The sequence below is a fragment of the Streptomyces rhizosphaerihabitans genome (assembly GCF_025399795.1).
GTDB lineage: Bacteria > Actinomycetota > Actinomycetes > Streptomycetales > Streptomycetaceae > Streptomyces > Streptomyces rhizosphaerihabitans.
On sequence record NZ_JAODTZ010000098.1, the window covers coordinates 1 to 16,198 of the forward strand.

A 16,198-nucleotide genomic window follows, 5' to 3' on the forward strand; every position below is an offset into this window, starting at 1 on the left:
AACTCCCACAACTCATCCGGCGCCAGCCGCTCAACGATCCCCACACCCGGAGCCTATCGAATACCCCAAATGAGATGACCTCTTAGTAGGGGTATCGGTAGGGGCACCGGTAGGGAAATCGGCGCGCTGACCGCAGCGTCTCGGGCGTGTGGCCCGGCAGGTGCAGTTGCCGGGCCACCCGGTTCCGGTCCCGGATCACTGACCCGGGACCGGAATTCGCGGGACGTGGTACCGCCCACGGGGATGAGAACGGCACCACTCTTCGAGTCTGGCAGTCGCCGTGAAGGGGCGCGGCCGTTTCGGGCGAAACCACACCTTTGCGGTCACGGGGTGATGCTTATGGCAACGACCGTTCGGAAGCGTCACCGCTTGCGTCGGTTGTCTCCCGCCGCATCCTCCAGACCCGTGTCCGGCACCGCGGAGAGCAGTACACCGAGTCTGTCCGCTTACGGAGCGAGACAGAAACACCGCACACCGGGCACAGGCCCTGCGCCCACAGGTACTCGCCTCGGATCACCTGCAGGCCCTCACAGACGGCACGCTGGTAGATCTCCTCATGGCGCTGCACGCGCCGCCAGTGGCGGCTGCGACACGTCGTGTCGCAGTACCGCCGGTTCGGACCGGCGTCCTTGGGCAGCAGCGCACGGCACTGGGCACACCGGCGCACAGGCATTCTCGTCACCACCCCAGCGTCCCGCTCTGGGGCGTCTGTTGCCCAGCAGACATTCCACGCGGGGGGCGCAGCGGTGGGTTGGACCGGCGTGACCGGCTCGGGGGGAGGGGGGGCCGGCCGGGGGCTCGACCGAAGGCGGCTGAGGCGAAGGCAGGCCTTCACCTCGTCCAGCATGTCGCCGGCGCCAGGCACCTGTACCAGCGACTCCCTAACTGACCGATGGTAATGGTGATCACGATGGGATCCGCGGCAGTGCCACCGGCACCCGGTCCTCCTGTTGCCGACCACGCGCACGGCGCGCGGCGCGCAGCACAGTGGGAACACAACGGGTCTCGTATCCGTGAGCCGTGGGCGTCGTTGAACGGTGCAGCGCGCACAAGGGACCCCTCCCCCAAAGCGCCTACCCCGAGGGTCTTGCTCCTGTCGGCGATACCAGGAGCAGGACCCTCGCCTCTGCTCATCTTGATCACTGCGGGCCGTATCGAACCCGCGGGCCCCGTCGTTCACACCATGCGCGTCGGCCGTGCCCGCCCGCCTGGCTGGCGCGCAGTGGACGAGGGCCCAGCTTGTGCCGTGGGGGCAGGCCCTCACACGCGGTCCGGGTCCGTACTTGCGGCTCTGCAGACCCGGGCCATCTCGCCCTTTCGAGACCGCTCCACGGGCGGCTCTGCTGAATGGCGGCGTCGGGGGTTCGAGGCCACATTGATGGTATTGGCGGCCCGGAACGCCCCTCCGATGCATCCCCCCGCCTCATCGCTCTCCTCACCCCTAGTAGGGCTGTTACCGCGAGGGACAGGCACCGGGGGTGGCAGCAGGCCGAGTCTGTGCGGGCCGGGCCGTATACCCATCACGCGACCGCGGCTTCGGCCAGCCCGGAGTTCGTTGATCCACATCGCACCCTGAATTCCAGATGGTCAGGCGCTCGGAGGCTTCCGGTGCGCGAGTTGCGCTCGCAGAGATGCCGCCCTCCTTCAGTAAGGCGGGTCAGCTGGGAGCGCATCGGGCTTGGCACCCTCGGCCTTGGCTGCGTCGGCGAGGGCCGCGGCAGCGGCTTCTTCCGCCTGAGCCTTGTCGTTGGCGGCCTGGGCGACCATGTCGCCCGAGGGCTTATCGCGGGTAGCCGGTGATTGGGGCAGCACCTCGCTGAAGGCGCGGGACACGCCCTGGAGCGCGGAGGTGATCTCGCTGGGGATCACCCAGAAGTTGTTGCCCGAGCCTTGCGCGAGTTGGGGCAGCGTCTGAAGGTACTGGTAGGCGAGCAGCTTGGGGTCGGGATCATTGCGATGCACGGCCTGGAACACCTCGTCGATGGCCCGCGACTGGCCCTCGGCCTGGAGGATCGCAGCGGTCCGGTTACCTTCAGCACGCAGGACAGCAGCCTGCTTGTCGCCTTCGGCGGTGAGGATCTGCGACTGGCGTTGCCCCTCAGCCCCGAGAATCGCGGCCCGCTTGTCCCGTTCGGCTCGCATCTGCTTCTGCATGGCGTCCTTGATGGACTGCGGAGGGTCGATGGCCTTGATCTCCACCCGGTTGACCCTCAGCCCCCATTTTCCGGTGGCCTCGTCCAACACACCACGAAGCTGGCTGTTGATGGTGTCCCGTGAGGTGAGCGTCTTCTCCAGGTCCATGGACCCCACGACATTGCGCAAGGTGGTGACGGTAAGCTGCTCGACCGCCTGGAGGAAATTCGCGATCTCGTAGAAAGCCGCTCGTGGGTCGGTGACCTGGAAATACAGAACGGTGTCGATCTCGACAACCAGATTGTCTTCGGTGATGACAGGCTGCGGCTTGAAGGAAACGACCTGTTCGCGCAGATCGATCACCGGTCGAACACGGTCGATGTAAGGGATTACCAGGCTGAGGCCGGGACTCAGAGTCCGATGGTAGCGGCCGAGCCGCTCGACATTACGAGCACGCGCCTGGGGCACGATCCGGACCGCCCGCACCACAGTGAAAACCGCGATCAGCGCCACGACCAGGCCGGCAATCAACAACGCCGTAGTTTCCATGGCCTCAGTCCCGGGGGTAGACAATCGCGGTGGCGCCGCTGATCTCCATGACGTCGACAATCTTTCCAGGAGGAATCACCAACGTCTCGTCGTAGGCACGGGCCGTCCACTCCTCACCGCCGATGCGGACCCTGCCACCCAGGCCCGTCACCTCCGAGACGACATACGCACCCCTGCCGATCAGTGCGTCTACGCCGAACCTCTCCGCTTGGGGCTCGAGAACGTGGCGCAGCGCAAGGGGGCGCACAAACAGCACGCTGACTGTAGCTACGACGGTGAACACCAAGAACTGAAACGGCAGCGGCAGTCCGACCGCGGCGGACCCCGCCGTGACCAATGCGGCCACACTTAGCATTCCGAGCGCAGCAGTAACGGTGAAGATCTCGGCCGCAGCCAACACGGCCGCGATGATCAACCAGATCAGCCATGGATCCATTGCGTGCCTCTACTGACCGGTACGGTGCGGAAGGGCCTGACTCCCACCTGCACCCCGATACGGGACAGCCTGATATTCCTGGCGAAGGAAACCCTGCCGAACCATCGGAGGCAATGTGCACCCCGAGCCAGCTACTTCTCCTCTTGCCTCAATTTTACCCGTAGCGGAAGACCCGAGAACTCCTCAGCGCCAGCCAGATGGGTGCGAAGATCGTCCATCAGCTGCCGCACAAGCTGGGCCTGGTCAGCGGTCGGTGTCGTGCACGAGGCCGCCGGGCAGCGGGATGCAGTCAGCCGCGCAATCGCACGCGATAAACCCGGCGACGTCCACGGTCATCCGGGATATTGGTCGCCATGGAGGAGGTCAAGGTCGTCGGCGCCCATTCCGAGCGCGCGACCCTGCGCGTCGGCGACGTGTTCCTGAAGGTGGACGCCGATCAGGCACGCATCGACGTCCAGGTCGAGGCGATGACTTTGGCGCCGGTCCCGACCCCCGGAAGTCCTGTGGCACAAGCCGCCCGTGCTCGCGATCGCCGCGGCCCCGGGGTGTGATTGAGCGAGGTGGTTGGCACTTGGGCGCGACATCTGTCACTCCTGCGGCGCCCACAGCGTGCGCAGTGAGCTGTGACACGACAGTTGGCGCTTTGTCACGAGGCCTGGAACCGCCATGGGTGACAGAAAGCTCGAAAAGTCGGCGTATTTTAGGCCGGTCGTCACGACAGCGAGCGGGACCGGATCAACCGAGACGACGCCGACCATCCACACTCCCGGGACCAGCGGGTGAGATTGCCGGCGCCCCGGCTGCTCAGTCACAGCCCCCTATGGCTGAGTGGGTCCGGCTGACGGGACGCGTTGTCGGCGCAGGAGCAGCCCTGCGGGCCGCCACAGGGTGAAGGCCAGGCCAAGGCCGAGCGGGATCTGCAGGAACTGCTGGATCACCGGGGGCCCGGGCTTGCCCCCCCGCGTGAGCGGGGCACGGCCCTGCGGATCGACGGTCACCGTGTAAGTGCCGCCTACCACCCACTTCCAGCCCATGAGCCCGTTCTCCTCGATCGGAGCCAGCGGTGGGCCGTCGAGGACGGTGACCGTGTAGAGGTGGGCGCTGTCACCCATGCCGTCGCCGGCGGACCACTGAATCTGTCGGACCCTGACGTGTTCGGTACGCCCGTGCTGGTGCAGTACCTGCTGATCCAGCTCCTTGTTCTGCAGGAACAGCACCCCGAGGAGGCACACCGCACACAGCAGCCACCGGATGTCCAAGTACCAGCACGCGCCCAGGAACACGCAGGCGAGGAGGAGCGCCAGCGCGCACAGCTCGTCGATCCACGGGGCGTGCGCGACGAAGGCCATGCGCACGATCAGACGGACGACCGCCCACAGCGCCAACGCCGCGCCGGTGCTTACGGCGCCTACCAGCACCCGCCGGCCCACGCCTGTCCACCCTTTGCCTGCTTCGTCCGCGCTCATCCTCACCCCTGCTTTCGACGAAACCGCCGGCCTGGTGGTGCACGCATTCCAATGTATGGATTGTTGAACAATCCTTCAATAGGATTGTTCAACATCCCATCGTCTGCTTCGCGGACGCGGAACGGCGGCAACCAACCGGAGGGCTGTAGGAGATGAGCTGGCATCAGTTCGAACAGGTCGACGACCACGGGCGGATCCTGTTCAGCGACGACCCCGCGCTGCGGCTCGAGCGCGTGCTGATGGTCCTGGACACCGCGGAAGGCACGGTCACCCTCGATCACATGCAGACACGTCACATGCCCACTGCCCTCTTCGAGTTCCGTCGCGCCGTGGGCGTGGGCGACTTCGGGTTCGTCATGCCGAGGGGAGCCTCGCTCGCCGACATACCCGAGGAACCGCAGATCGAAGGCGCCATCCTGTTCGGCATGAGGCGCTTGCCGCCCGAGTTCTCCGACCTGCGCTTGATCCCTGGATGGGAGCTGCACGAGATACCCGATGAACAGCCAAAACTGGATCGGTGCCTCGGGTACACCTACTCCCGGCTGGAACTGCGGACGCCCGACGGTGAGATCTACTCCCGGACCTGGGTCGCGCACGACCCCGAGTGGGCGGCCGCCGCCCTGCGTCACGGCTACGTCGTGTGCCTGTGCGGCGTGGAACTGGGGATCCGCGCACCGTATGCGATGACCGAGGCGCAGCACACCGCGAGCATGCGCTACGAGGCCTTCCGCCGCGGATGCGCGGTGGGTCTGACAGTGGGCGGATTCGTCGCCTACGTCGACCACCGCTGACGCGCAACACCGAGCCGGCATGCATCGAGTACAAACCGGGCCACGACGCGGCGTCCGAGCGGGCCCTGCGGACGATGTGAGGTCGACGTGCTGAAATCCCGGCTGTGAGGCTGTGCGGGCTCGGCTGCTATGAGCGCGTTCTGACGCATCGAGCGGGCCATCTCCTCAAGCACATCGCCTGCCCTCACTCCCAGCAAAGTGCGGTGCGCAGTCGTCGCCAGCAGATGACGGCGCAGCCGAGGGTGACGAACGCGTGGTGGATGTCGTCGCGGATCTCCCAGCGGGTACGCAGGCGGCGGAACCAGTGCAGCAGCGCGATCGCTCCTTCCACGACCCAGCGGTAGACGAGGCATCTGATCGGCAGAAGAGGATCGAAGACCACCGACGTGAACAGGGGGATCAGGAGTCCTGACCAGCGTCAGCGGCGGCGGAGTTCCTCAGACCAGTCCCGGAGTTGGCCTTCGAGGGTGAGATTGTCGCCGCGGGCCACGGTCTGGAGCAGTTGGGCGCATACGGTCGCTTCGGCGGCGAGGCCGGCCGGGCTGCCCAGGATGGGAAAGGTGTCGCGAACGCGGCGGCGGTGTCCGGCTTGAGCAGCGTGTAGGCGTAGAGCGTGGTGGCGTCGAAGCCCTGCGGTGCGCGGCCCCAGCCCTCCCAGTCCAGGATCCGCAACGGCGAGGTGAGGTTCGCCCAGTGCAGGTCACCGTGGGCGGTGGTCCAGCAGGCCACTGCAGGGGCTGGGATCCCGACGAACTCGGGGATGGCCCGGGTCATGTACTGCTCGCGTACGGCGACTCGGTCGGTGCCGGCCGCCGACACTTTCTCCAGCGCCTCTGTCAGCTCGGTCCACCAGGAGGCGGGAAGCTGGAGGTCACGCTGCAGGATCGGGTCGTCGGACAGGACCGGTTGACCGACGCGCTCTGACAGCTCCGCCCGGTATGCGGTGGCGTCGCCGACGGCCTCGTACATGCCCAGCAGTGCGGGCCTGCGCCCGTCGAGGTCGCCGAAGGCCGCCTGCGCGTCGGTGGCACCGTTCCACAGCTTCCCCGACGCCTTGTCCGCCGGGGCGGACACCAGCCGCAGCCAGACGGGCGTACCGGCGGCGTTGCGGGCCGGGGCACCCAGAGTGCGCCCGGCCCATCCCCAGAACTCTCCGCCCGGCTCCACCTGGACGTCCAGGGCCTTCGCGGCGCGGGCGTGGTGGGAGCGCATGCGCTGTTCGGTGTCCGGGTCAGGGGGAGGCGAGTACACCAGTGATCTCCCGCAACTGGGCGGCGGTCAGAGAGGGTTGGGCGACGGCATCAGCTGCCTCCCTCCAGTGTGGCGTACTGGAGGCCGCGATGAGGACGTCCGTCACTCCTGGGCATGACGCCACCGTCAGAATGCACGCCTGTGCGGGGGTCAGGCCCGGCCGGATGAGATCGGCGAGCTCCTGGTCGACCATGCCGGGCAGCTCACCGCCGTGCAGCGGGGCCGACGCCATCCCCCGCAGCGCCGCCCCGGCGGCGGCCGGGAGTGGCCCCCGGCCGTGAAAAGCCTGCGTGATCGGCGTCATCATCACCAGGCTGACCGGGAACTGGATGGCGACCAGGTGGTGCTGACCGCGGGCGGCTTCGGCGGCCAGGGCGAGCAGCTCCCCCACCGTGAACGCCTCCTCGTGAAGGCCCGCCCACGTGGCGACCCCGTACCCGGCCACGTGCCCGGCCGCGACCTGTTCCTCCAGGACCTCGAAGGCGTCCCTGATCGCCTGGTGCAGGGCGTGGCGGTCGCCGGGGTGGGCGCGCTCGGGGTTGTGCAGCAGGAGCAGGTCCAGCCGGTCGCGCCCGAGCTGGGTGCGGTTGCGGTGAGTCTGCCAGCGCACGTAGTGGGGGGCGAGGCTGTGCCCGGCCCGTGCCTGGTCCTCGGTAAGGACGCCAGCGTTCACAGCGTCGGTGCCGGTGACCGCGGTGAAGGACCCGGTCTTGGTGGAGACGTTCAGGGACGGGTAGGCGGCCAGGGCCGGTGCCAGCAGGGTCTGCGCCTGGCCGGTGGCGTAGTTGGGGGCGGTGTCGACCCACTGCGCGCCGGAGGCGGCCGCACGGGCAGCCGCCTCCGGGATCGCCCCGCACCGGTAGGTCCCCAAGGCGAGGTCCGCTGTCACAGCAGGCTCCCCACCATGGCGGCCTGCCCGGCAACGAACTCCTGGACCAGCCCGACGACATCCTCCAGGACGAGGCCGGCCGCGTCGGCGAGCGTGGCCAGATCTACGGTGCGGCCATCGACCAGCGGGCGCAGCACCGCTTCCGCCGCGGGCGCGAACTCGTACACGGTGCCGGCGGCGGACAGCGTCACCGCGTCCTCTCCGGTCTCCAGGACGGCGCGGGCGGTCGTCAGCCGCACTCGCAGACTGGGGTCGGCAGGAACGCCGTCGATGAACGGCAGGCTCGGCGCCATCCGGCCGACGGCCTGGCCGTCCATCGCGGCCCGGTAGCGGGCGAGCAGCGTCGGGTCGTCCAGCAGTTCGGCGAGCCGCTTGCGCATCCCGTCCACGGCGTCGGCCTGGACGTCCGGCGGGGCGAGCAGCGGCAGGTCGCGGCGCCATTCCTCGTGCATGAGCAGCTGCTCGGACACCCACGTCATCAGGTCGGTCGCGGTGTGGGTCTGCAGGCCGCACGTGACGTGCAGGGAGCGGGTGCCCTGGTCGGCGGAGACCGCGTGCCACACACCGCGCGGCACGTACAGCACGTCCCCGGGATGGAGGACCAGGTCGGCGACGGGCTCGGTGGGTGCGTCGCCCGGGTCCTCGATGTCGCGGTACAGCGGAAACGGGCGGGTGGTGCCGTAGATCCGCCACCGTTTGGCGCCGTCCAGCTGGACCACGAGGGTGTCGTGGTCGTCCCAGTGGATGCCGAAGCCCTCGGTGGCGCTCCAGGAGGCGTAGAGGTTCGCCTGCACGCGGGTGCGCAGGTCGCGCTCGATCGCTTCGGCGAGGCGGGCGAGGGGCGGGTGGAGTTCGTCGACGCTGTCCAGGGCGAGGGACGCGCCCTCCTGGAGGCAGGCGTGCAGGTCGGCCGGGTGGAGGCGGTGCCACACCGTGTGGCGGCGGGTGGCCACCGGGGTGGTGTAGCCGCCGACCAGCAGCGTCTCGCCGTCGCGGGACAGCCTCATCCGGGGCGGCTGAAGGCGGTGGCCGGCCAGGATCTGGTTGAGGTCGTCCCAGGTCATCAGCCCGTCGACATCGAGCGCGCCGGGGACGTGGCGGTATTCGCGGTGCAGTGCCTGGGTGAGGAAGTCCTCGCCCAGGCACGCCGCGATGGACAGGTCCGTCATCGCGTCAGGGCTCCCGATCCGTCAGTCGTTGCCGTCGCTCTTGCCGGTGCCGCCGCCGTCCGAGGGGATGGCGTTGCGGCCCTGGGCGGCGACGATCAGCCGACGGGAGCGGACCAGTCTTCCGGTCGACGGCCCGGATGTCGCGGGCGGGGGCGTGGCGGGACTCTGCATGGAATCCTCCTGCGGGGCTGGTGGCCGGGCCCTGGACGGCACGGCCGCGAACACCGCCAGTACAGCCACCCAAACCGCAGACGATAACCCCGTCATGGGGGCCCCACGGTGGGTATGGTCGTTGGGCTGACGCTTCGTCATTCCACGAGATTCAGGGGGACTTGTGGACGACTTACCGCCGTCACCCGCCGAGCTCCCGCACCATCTGCTGGCCGACCCTGCCTTCGTGAGGGCGCTCCGCGAGCGGGACTTCACCATCGTCTTCGCCATGGCCCACGACGCGGGGATCTCCTACAACCGGATCGCCGAGGCCTGCGCGCTCAAGTCCGAGCGCGTCAGCCAGATCGCCCGGGGCACCACAGCTGTCACTGCCCTCGCGACTGTCGAGCGAATCGCCGGCGGACTGCGCATTCCCGGTGCCTTCCTGGGACTTGCTGCGCAACCCTGGGAGGACACCGCCGTTCTCAGCACGGAGTCCCACCATGGAGAAGATGATCCGATGAAGCGCCGCAACCTGCTGCGCGGCGCGCTGGCCGCCGGCCTCACCGCTCCGGCCCTCGCCGCACTCACCGCCGCCCGGACCGACGTCGACCAGACCCTCTCCCCCAGTGCTCCCCAGGACCTGGCCGACCTGGAGGCCGCAGCCGAGAGCTACGGATACGGCTACCACGGCCAGCGACCCACCCGCGTGCTGGCCGACCTGGTCACCGACTTCACGACCCTGCGCCCGCTGCTCACCGTCCCGCAGCCCGCCCCCATCCGGGCCAGGTTGTGCCGGACAGCCGGACAGATGGCCGGGATGACCGCGATCGTCCTGCACGACCTGGGCAGCCGCCGCGAGTCGCGCGCCTGGTTCGCCACGGCCACCCGGGCCGCTGCCGAATCCGGCGACGACCAGCTGCGCACGTGGATCCTCGCCCGGGAGGCCATGGTGCCGCTCAACTACGGCGCCCCAAGGACAGCAGCCGACCTCGCCGACCAGGCCCGGCGCGCCGCCGGCACCCGGCCGACCGCCGCGGCGACCCTCGCGGCCGCCGTCGCCGCCCGCGCCTACGCCCTCAACCACCAGCCTGAACAGGCCCGCACCGCGCTCGCCGCCGCCGACGCCCTCATGAACCGGCTTCCCGAAGGCGAGTGGTCGGACACCTGGCTGACGTACGGCGAGCAGAAACACCACGTCCACCTCAGCCACGCTCTGACCACGCTCGGGGACACCCGCCGCGCCCGGGAGAGCCAGCAGCGCGCCCTGGAACTGTCCGCGCCGACCAGCACCATGACGCGCACCTTGCTGCACATCGACGCCGCCGCCTGCTCCCACCACGACGGCAACAGCGAGGAAGCGTGCCGCCGTACGGTCGCCGCCCTGACCTCACTGCCGGACGGCTACCGCACCGGCCTGGTCCACCGCCGCGCACTGGACCTGTACGAGGCCATCCCCGCCCACCACCACCGTGAACGCGCCATAAGGGAGCTGCGGGACGTCCTCGCCGCTTGAGGCGGCAACACCGCGGTTCTCAGAGGGCGTTATGTGAGGTCTCGTGCAGCGCGAGTCGCGGCAGTCGTGTGTGAGGCAGGATTCGGTCATGGATTTTCAGATCGAGTGGCCTGCACCCATGGACGAGTACGACTGGGCAATACAGGAGGCCAAGGGCTGGCTGGATGTCACCGTCGCGTGGGACGGCGACAGGCAGGTCGTCGAGGTGTACGACCCGGTTCGACTTGCACAGTCAGTAACCAGCGAGACTGCCCGGCTCGGGCACTTCAAGGCCAGGCGCCTGCTGGTGGTCCCGAGTGTCACGCGCGAGAACATCGAATCCGCCATCTCCGCGATCGCGGACGAAGGCTTCTTCGGTCACGGATAGCCCGACGCAGTACGGTGGCCTGGAACGGCCCCGCCAGCACCACACGGGACCGCTCGGAGGCGCGGCGACAGCGATGCGTCGATGTAACCGTCGATACCTCATGCCGGCTGCCCTCTACGGACCTTCGCGTTGCACGCCGGGCTTCGTGGTGAGGGCGAACAAGCCCGCCTCGGGCTCGGTGAGGATGCCGCGGGCGACGAGCTTCTTGAGCTTCGAACGCATCCCCTCTGTATGTCGGGGATCGATGCCGCTGCCCAGAGCCTGGCAGACCTCCCTCGCTCGCAACCGACCGGCGCCACTGGTGAACACGGCGATGATCTGCGGGTAGGCAGGCGTGACTGGGGTGCGGGCGAGAGAGCCGGCTTCGGGGTCGTCTTCCCCGGCCAGGGCCAAGACGGTCTCGCGCGTGCATGCCCAGCGGTCGTGTTCGCGCTCAGCCGTCGTGAGGGCGACGGAGAGCTTGTCGATCTGCTCGCGCAGGTCGGCGATCTCCGCCTCGGCAGCGGCCTGGCGGGCGGCGAGCCTGTCGAGCAGCAACGGGATCGTGAGCGTGCCGGTCACGCCCACCGCCAGGGCAGGGTGCGCTCGTGTGTCAGCCGCCGGGCCATGTTCGCACTCGCAGCCCAGTACACCCGGGAGGCGGTCGAGTCCGGGTCGTGTTCGTAGTCGCGTACCAGTCGACGGTGCAGTATCAGCGTGCCCTGCGTCTGCTCGACCACCCATCTCTTCGGCAGCGGGCGAAACTCGGTCTCGCCGTTCAGACGGGAGACAACCTCCACGTCGATTCCGACGGTGGCGCCGTGGATGGCGACCTGGTCTTTGAACCCGGCATCGACGAACGCCTTGGACACGCTCGCGTTTTCGGCCGCGACTTTCGACAGCAGGGCGGTGCCGATCTGGTTGTCGTGGGCGTTGGCAGCTATGACCACGACCGAGATGACCAGCCCTATCACGTCCACGGCGAGCCCGCGTTTGCGTCCAGGGGTCTTCTTGCCGGCATCCAGGCCCGTCGTCGTCTTGGGCACGCCAGCCGCCGCCCGCACCGACTGCGAGTCGAGCACCACCGCGCTCGGGTCCTCGGCCCGTCCAGCATGTTCACGTACCTGCATGCGCAGCAGGTCGTGAATCTGCTTGTCCGTGCCGTCCTTCCGCCACAGCGCGAAGTAGTAGTACACCGCGCCGTACGGTGGGAGATCGCGCGGCAGATAGCGCCATTGGCAGCCGGTGCGGGTCTGGTACAGGATCGCGTTGACGATCTCCCGCATCTCGTACCGGCCCTGATGCCCGGAGACCGAGGGATGCACGGCCTTCCACGCCTCGATCACCGGCCGGATCAACTCCCACCGCTCATCCGACAGGTCGCTCGGATACCGCACCTCGTCGTATCGCACCGGTCCAGCTGAGCACGAGGCCTCCCCGCCCCGAGCGAAATGGCGTAACCATCACGCCAAACGAGCGAGGCCAAACCACCAAGACCTCACATAACGCCCTCTGAGTGCTCCTGCTCAGGACAGCGCCTGTCCGGCGATCCCCCGAACGCCGATGATCAAGCCCGGCCTTCATCAAGGCCAACGGCGAGGGCCTTCAACTGCTACTCACTCAGGCGTACTCGGAGCTGTTCGCGGAGGGCGGCGGGCCGGATCTCGACTGAGCGGGCTCTGTGCGTCAGTGCCAGTAGGAGGGGGGTGAATACGACGATGGGGAGTCGTTCCAGGAGATGACCACGACCACGATAGTGACGATTATCGCCAACGCGACGGCGATGAGCAGGGCGCACCCGATGGCACCGGGCAGGTTCTTCCTGCGGAGGCGCTGATCGAGCAGCTTGGCCTCGGGGGTGTCGTTTCGCCAGTGCGGCTGGAGCGCCGCGGTGCCGTCGGCGATCGCCCCGGCGACCCGGGCGACGTCCGCCGGGTGGTACGTGCGCCACATGCTCTCGCCCCAAGTGCTGTGCGATACACGGAAGTTGTTGCGGACTTTGTTGGCGTTCGCGGTGGCGTGCAGGCAGGTCGGCCGGATGGCCGGCCAGGCCCGGGCCAGCTTCCTCTCGGTCAACCAGGCGACGTGCTCCGGATCGGCTGCTGCCACGGGCGCACCCTCTCTCTGCTCACAAGAAGTTTTTCCCGCTCCAGTGGAGCTCAGACCCTGTAGGTGGGCAAGCGCCGACTCCGCGGCTCAGTCTTGTTGAACCGATGCACGAACCGCCCTTGCAACCGGTCCAACTCCTTCGCCCACGGACCGACTTCGGCAAGGTCCCCAGTCCACGGACCTGCGTTCTTCGCCTCCTCTTTGGCGTGGACGTGAGCCGCGTCGAGGACTACACGGGAGACATCGACCAGGCCTGTGACGTCGAGCCGGTGCCGGACCGTCGCATGCAGCCGGCCCCCACACGGGCCCGCGACCAGATCATGAACCGGTGATGCGCAGTAGACTTCGATGTCTCGAACCACAAGCGGCAACGCCCGCCAGGCGCATCCGCTAACCAGCATGTAGATGATCGCCGCGAACAACGTCTCATCGGGCGCGTTCGCAGTTCTGCCGCCCCGCGGCCGCACCCGATCCTCTGGAATCAGCGGCCCGGCGATCTCCCACAAGCCATCCGGAACAATCCAACTCCCCGTACCCCGCCCCATACACAGCCCAACGAGCGATCACCACGTAGGACACCGTCTGAATGACGCCTTACAGTTGGTCCCCCTTGCCGGCTGGTTCCGGAGGATGCAGCCCGCCACCGTCCTTGACGTCCTGTTCGCAGGTTCGTCCGTCGTAGGACTGGTCATTGGGGATCAATAGCACTTCGGCAACCCGCTCAGGGTGCTCGACGGCGAGCCAGTCATCGCCCGTGAGGTCACCGTCCGGCCCGAACGCCTCGGACGAATAGACCGTCTGACACCCCAACGCCACGCGCTCCTTATCGATCGCGCAGGCATCCACCGCAGGGCCGGATACCTCGTCGGCGCCGTCGAAGCGGTAGTGGAAGTGGACCTGGTCACCTTCGGAGGGCACCTGCGGGTGGGGCTCAAGGCGCCAGTCAACGACCTCGGCGGTAACGCCGAGAGGCCGCCCATACATGTTCTCGACCTGCACCCTGACACCGGCCTCACCGCGCTCCGCGGTCGTGTCGGTGCAGCCCCAGTGGGACGAGCAGCCGGACAGAGCCAAAATCACCAGAGCCAACGGAGCACCGGCAAGTACCCGTGCGGGAAACACTCAGATGACCTCCAGTCAGGGTGGAGCGGAGCAGTGTATCCCGGGGCATCGCAGCTGCGGGTGATAGCGATGAGCGCCTGCGGCGGTGAATCCCTCGCCTCATCGCCATCGCCGCAAGTTGAGGTAGAACCAGCCCAGCAGGCCGAAATGCGAGGACCTGGAAGACGGAGTTGAGCGCTACGAGCACAGCAGCGGCTTCGCGGTCTCCGCACGCGAGGTCGTTCCAGATGATGACCATGGCGATGCGGCGGGCCAGGCCGACGATGATCAGAGCGGTGCGGTACTCGGGCGGATCCGCCAGAAAGATCCAGGCAAGGGCGAACATCACAGCCGGGCCGACGAGCCCATTGACCAGCAGTGAGGGCGCCATCAGCTTCCTGTCGCCGGGCAGTTCCGTCGCCCCCCCCGGCGGCGGCGGAACCGTATCGGCAGGCCGTGCGACGCGACTCGCGTCCTATCTCGGCTACGGCACTCGAACGCGTGGCCGTGGTGAGCGGTGCGCCGTGGGAGAGAGAGTTCTCCCTCTCGGGCTGTCGCCGGCGCAACGGGGCGGGGCACGCGGTGGACTGTCAGACGAGGAGGTCCTTGTAGTAGAAGCTGGCCTTTTTATCGGTCTGCGTCAGGGATTCTTCTGAGCCGAAGCCGAGGTGGAGGCGGGCGACCGTGGGGGTGGCGGTGTCGGGAATCTGGATGGCGAGGCTTTCGGGCTCACGGTAGAAAAGGCTTTGACCCGCGTTGCTCGGACGTCGCTCGAAGACGGTGCCGGTGTTCCAGTCGATCGAGGTGACGTACGTGTTGCTGGTGCGGGTCTGGTTGCCGTCAACGTCGTAGGTGTAGGCGTCGCCGTCGATGGTGTACAGGTACTGGCCCATGGACGCGTAGCCCTGGAAGGTGGGCCCGGTGAGCACGGCGGGCTGGGTGATGGTGGCCAGCGGGGTGAAGGTGCCGGCCTTGAAGGCGGCCAGGTCGTAGAGGCTGTACTTCCAGGTGCCGTTGATGCGGTGACGGTGCGCGATGCGGCTGGTGACGGGGTCGATGGTGACGGTGTTGTGGTCCGAGCCGGCCACCGGGGTGTAGCGGGTGACCTGGGACGAATCCGGCTGGAGGACGGCTCCGTTTGCGAACTCGAATCGGGCGATCTTGGTGCCGTATCCGTTGTTCTCGCTGTCGGGCACCGAATCGCTCTCGGTCCACACATAGGCGCTGTTGCCGGAGGGCTCCACGCCGATGGCCACGCCGTGCCCGAAGCCCTTGAGGTACATGCGGCCGATGATGTAGCCCTGCCAGTCCAGGCGGGTGATGCACAGGTCACCGTTCATGGCGCGCTCGGTTCCCGTGTAGGCCTGTGTCTCTCCGGGGAGAACACGTGCACCTTGTACCAGCTGGGCTGTGTACAGGTGCTTGTTGGTGTTGTCGAACGCGAAGGACTGCAGGATCCGGGTCTCGTTGAGCAGGATCTCGCGAAACCATTCGTCGGAGCCGTCGGTGAGGTCGAAGCGCTGGGAAGCGGTCACCGCCGCGGAAGCGGTACCGGCCTGGGTGAGTGCGACGGAACCTACGAGGGCTGCTGCCGTGAGCCCGCCTGCCCGCTTGAACATCTGCCGCCGGCTAAGCCCGGTCGTCTCGCGCTTCATGTCTCTTCACGGACCTTTCATCGGGCCCGATGCGGGCGTTGATCTGCGAGCAAGCTGTGTGCGCCGCAGGATTGAACCACTTAGACGTCGTTTCACTTGGTGAGTCGGCGGTAGTTGATGAGAGCTGCGGCGATGCCGACGAAGGCCAGGAAGTGTTCGGCCTTGCGCTCGTATCGGCGGTGCAGACGTCGGCATCCGGCCAGCCAGGACACCGTCCGCTCGACGACCCAACGGTGTCGGCCCAGTCGCGTGGAAGACTCGATGCCCTGCGGGCGATCCGGTGCCGGATGCCACGCCCGCGCAGCCATCGGCGCAGGTGGGCGTAGTCGTAGCCCTTGTCCGTATGCAGCTTGGCGGGCCGTCGTCGGCGCGGGCCGCGCCGGGAGCGGATCGGTGGGATCCCGCGCACGAGCGGCTGCAGGCCGAGGCTGTCGTGCATGTTCGCGCCGGAGATGCCCAGCGACAACGGGAGTCCGTTCCGGTCCGTGACGAGGTGGTTTTTCGATCCCGGTTTGCCGCGGTCGGTCGGATTCGGTCCCGTCAGTGGCCCCCTTTTGCCGCCCGCACGCTGACCGAGTCGATCGCGCACCGTGACCAGTCCAGCTCGCCGCGGGCGCCGAGCTCGTCCAGGACGACG

Annotated in this window: 16 protein-coding genes and 4 pseudogenes; 4 read left to right on the forward strand and 16 right to left on the reverse strand. The window is 68.0% G+C overall.

Annotation, left to right across the window (positions count from 1 at the left end; genetic code table 11):
• Positions 1 to 1,644: 1,644 nt before the first annotated feature.
• A complete protein-coding gene (locus N4G66_RS43670) occupies positions 1,645 to 2,682 on the reverse strand; it encodes an SPFH domain-containing protein (RefSeq protein ID WP_261709893.1) in 1,038 nt (345 codons plus the stop codon).
• Between the two features lie 4 nt (positions 2,683 to 2,686).
• Positions 2,687 to 3,118 carry an NfeD family protein gene (locus N4G66_RS43675; protein ID WP_261709894.1) on the reverse strand — a complete coding sequence of 144 codons (432 nt, stop codon included), beginning with the start codon at positions 3,116 to 3,118 and terminating at the stop codon, positions 2,687 to 2,689.
• A 353-nt stretch (positions 3,119 to 3,471) separates the two neighbouring features.
• On the opposite strand from N4G66_RS43675, the pseudogene N4G66_RS43680 reads away from it, so the two are divergent.
• Positions 3,472 to 3,664: pseudogene (locus N4G66_RS43680) on the forward strand (aminoglycoside phosphotransferase family protein); the annotation flags it as partial.
• Positions 3,665 to 3,936: 272 nt separating this feature from the next.
• Here N4G66_RS43680 and N4G66_RS43685 read toward each other — a convergent pair.
• Positions 3,937 to 4,584, reverse strand: a complete 648-nt coding sequence (locus N4G66_RS43685) for a hypothetical protein (RefSeq protein ID WP_261709895.1) — start codon at positions 4,582 to 4,584, stop codon at positions 3,937 to 3,939.
• Between the two features lie 152 nt (positions 4,585 to 4,736).
• Between N4G66_RS43685 and N4G66_RS43690 the strand changes: the two genes are divergently transcribed.
• Positions 4,737 to 5,375 carry a hypothetical protein gene (locus tag N4G66_RS43690; protein WP_168500296.1) on the forward strand — a complete coding sequence of 213 codons (639 nt, stop codon included), beginning with the start codon at positions 4,737 to 4,739 and terminating at the stop codon, positions 5,373 to 5,375.
• 184 nt (positions 5,376 to 5,559) lie between these two features.
• Here N4G66_RS43690 and N4G66_RS43695 read toward each other — a convergent pair whose 3' ends face one another.
• The 5 genes from N4G66_RS43695 to N4G66_RS43715 all read right to left on the reverse strand — a co-directional run bounded on the left by N4G66_RS43695 (position 5,560) and on the right by N4G66_RS43715 (position 8,855).
• Complete coding sequence (locus N4G66_RS43695) at positions 5,560 to 5,706, reverse strand: hypothetical protein (RefSeq protein ID WP_391858988.1); 147 nt, start codon at positions 5,704 to 5,706, stop codon at positions 5,560 to 5,562.
• Positions 5,707 to 5,774: 68 nt separating this feature from the next.
• Complete coding sequence (locus N4G66_RS43700; RefSeq protein ID WP_261709896.1) at positions 5,775 to 6,626, reverse strand: hypothetical protein; 852 nt, start codon at positions 6,624 to 6,626, stop codon at positions 5,775 to 5,777.
• A complete protein-coding gene (locus N4G66_RS43705) occupies positions 6,607 to 7,515 on the reverse strand; it encodes an aldo/keto reductase (protein WP_261709897.1) in 909 nt (302 codons plus the stop codon). Before N4G66_RS43705 ends, N4G66_RS43700 begins: the two co-directional genes overlap by 20 nt.
• A complete protein-coding gene (locus N4G66_RS43710; protein ID WP_261709898.1) occupies positions 7,512 to 8,684 on the reverse strand; it encodes a cupin domain-containing protein in 1,173 nt (390 codons plus the stop codon). Before N4G66_RS43710 ends, N4G66_RS43705 begins: the two co-directional genes overlap by 4 nt.
• 21 nt (positions 8,685 to 8,705) lie before the next feature.
• On the reverse strand, positions 8,706 to 8,855 hold the full coding sequence (locus tag N4G66_RS43715; protein WP_261709899.1) for a hypothetical protein: 150 nt from the start codon (positions 8,853 to 8,855) through the stop codon (positions 8,706 to 8,708).
• 163 nt (positions 8,856 to 9,018) lie between these two features.
• Here N4G66_RS43715 and N4G66_RS43720 point away from each other — a divergent pair, with 163 nt between their 5' ends.
• Together N4G66_RS43720 and N4G66_RS43725 are read left to right on the forward strand one after the other, a co-directional pair.
• Positions 9,019 to 10,350, forward strand: a complete 1,332-nt coding sequence (locus N4G66_RS43720; RefSeq protein WP_261709900.1) for a hypothetical protein — start codon at positions 9,019 to 9,021, stop codon at positions 10,348 to 10,350.
• A gap of 88 nt (positions 10,351 to 10,438) precedes the next feature.
• Positions 10,439 to 10,717 (forward strand): hypothetical protein, encoded by a 279-nt coding sequence (locus tag N4G66_RS43725; protein WP_261709901.1) that lies wholly within the window; start codon positions 10,439 to 10,441, stop codon positions 10,715 to 10,717.
• Positions 10,718 to 10,831: 114 nt separating this feature from the next.
• On the opposite strand, the gene N4G66_RS43730 is transcribed toward N4G66_RS43725, so the two are convergent.
• The 8 genes and pseudogenes from N4G66_RS43730 to N4G66_RS43765 form a co-directional block, all read right to left on the reverse strand.
• Positions 10,832 to 11,278, reverse strand: coding sequence for a hypothetical protein (locus N4G66_RS43730; RefSeq protein WP_261709902.1), 447 nt, complete (start codon positions 11,276 to 11,278; stop codon positions 10,832 to 10,834).
• Positions 11,275 to 12,108, reverse strand: a complete 834-nt coding sequence (locus tag N4G66_RS43735) for an IS5 family transposase (RefSeq protein ID WP_261709903.1) — start codon at positions 12,106 to 12,108, stop codon at positions 11,275 to 11,277. Before N4G66_RS43735 ends, N4G66_RS43730 begins: the two co-directional genes overlap by 4 nt.
• A 274-nt stretch (positions 12,109 to 12,382) precedes the next feature.
• Positions 12,383 to 12,805 carry a hypothetical protein gene (locus tag N4G66_RS43740; protein ID WP_261709904.1) on the reverse strand — a complete coding sequence of 141 codons (423 nt, stop codon included), beginning with the start codon at positions 12,803 to 12,805 and terminating at the stop codon, positions 12,383 to 12,385.
• A 149-nt stretch (positions 12,806 to 12,954) separates the two neighbouring features.
• A pseudogene (locus N4G66_RS43745) lies at positions 12,955 to 13,350 on the reverse strand (transposase); the annotation flags it as partial.
• Between the two features lie 49 nt (positions 13,351 to 13,399).
• Positions 13,400 to 13,927: a hypothetical protein gene (locus N4G66_RS43750; protein ID WP_261709905.1), complete on the reverse strand. Its 528-nt coding sequence runs from the start codon at positions 13,925 to 13,927 to the stop codon at positions 13,400 to 13,402.
• Between the two features lie 114 nt (positions 13,928 to 14,041).
• Positions 14,042 to 14,312: pseudogene (locus N4G66_RS43755) on the reverse strand (arsenic resistance protein); the annotation flags it as partial.
• Between the two features lie 184 nt (positions 14,313 to 14,496).
• Entirely contained in the window at positions 14,497 to 15,561 is a 1,065-nt protein-coding gene (locus N4G66_RS43760) for a phage baseplate protein (protein WP_261709906.1), read from the reverse strand.
• Positions 15,562 to 15,653: 92 nt separating this feature from the next.
• Positions 15,654 to 16,198 (reverse strand): annotated as a pseudogene (locus N4G66_RS43765) (IS5 family transposase); the annotation flags it as partial.

What these genes read in the sequence shown, in the direction of transcription:
- N4G66_RS43675 (WP_261709894.1), bottom strand. Translation starts at nt 3,118, where the DNA reads ATGGATCCATGGCTGATCTGGTTGATCATCGCGGCCGTGTTGGCTGCG.
- N4G66_RS43760 (WP_261709906.1), bottom strand. Translation starts at nt 15,561, where the DNA reads ATGAAGCGCGAGACGACCGGGCTTAGCCGGCGGCAGATGTTCAAGCGG.
- N4G66_RS43715 (WP_261709899.1), bottom strand. Translation starts at nt 8,855, where the DNA reads ATGCAGAGTCCCGCCACGCCCCCGCCCGCGACATCCGGGCCGTCGACC.
- N4G66_RS43710 (WP_261709898.1), bottom strand. Translation starts at nt 8,684, where the DNA reads ATGACGGACCTGTCCATCGCGGCGTGCCTGGGCGAGGACTTCCTCACC.
- N4G66_RS43670 (WP_261709893.1), bottom strand. Translation starts at nt 2,682, where the DNA reads ATGGAAACTACGGCGTTGTTGATTGCCGGCCTGGTCGTGGCGCTGATC.
- N4G66_RS43725 (WP_261709901.1), top strand. Translation starts at nt 10,439, where the DNA reads ATGGATTTTCAGATCGAGTGGCCTGCACCCATGGACGAGTACGACTGG.
- N4G66_RS43685 (WP_261709895.1), bottom strand. Translation starts at nt 4,584, where the DNA reads ATGAGCGCGGACGAAGCAGGCAAAGGGTGGACAGGCGTGGGCCGGCGG.
- N4G66_RS43690 (WP_168500296.1), top strand. Translation starts at nt 4,737, where the DNA reads ATGAGCTGGCATCAGTTCGAACAGGTCGACGACCACGGGCGGATCCTG.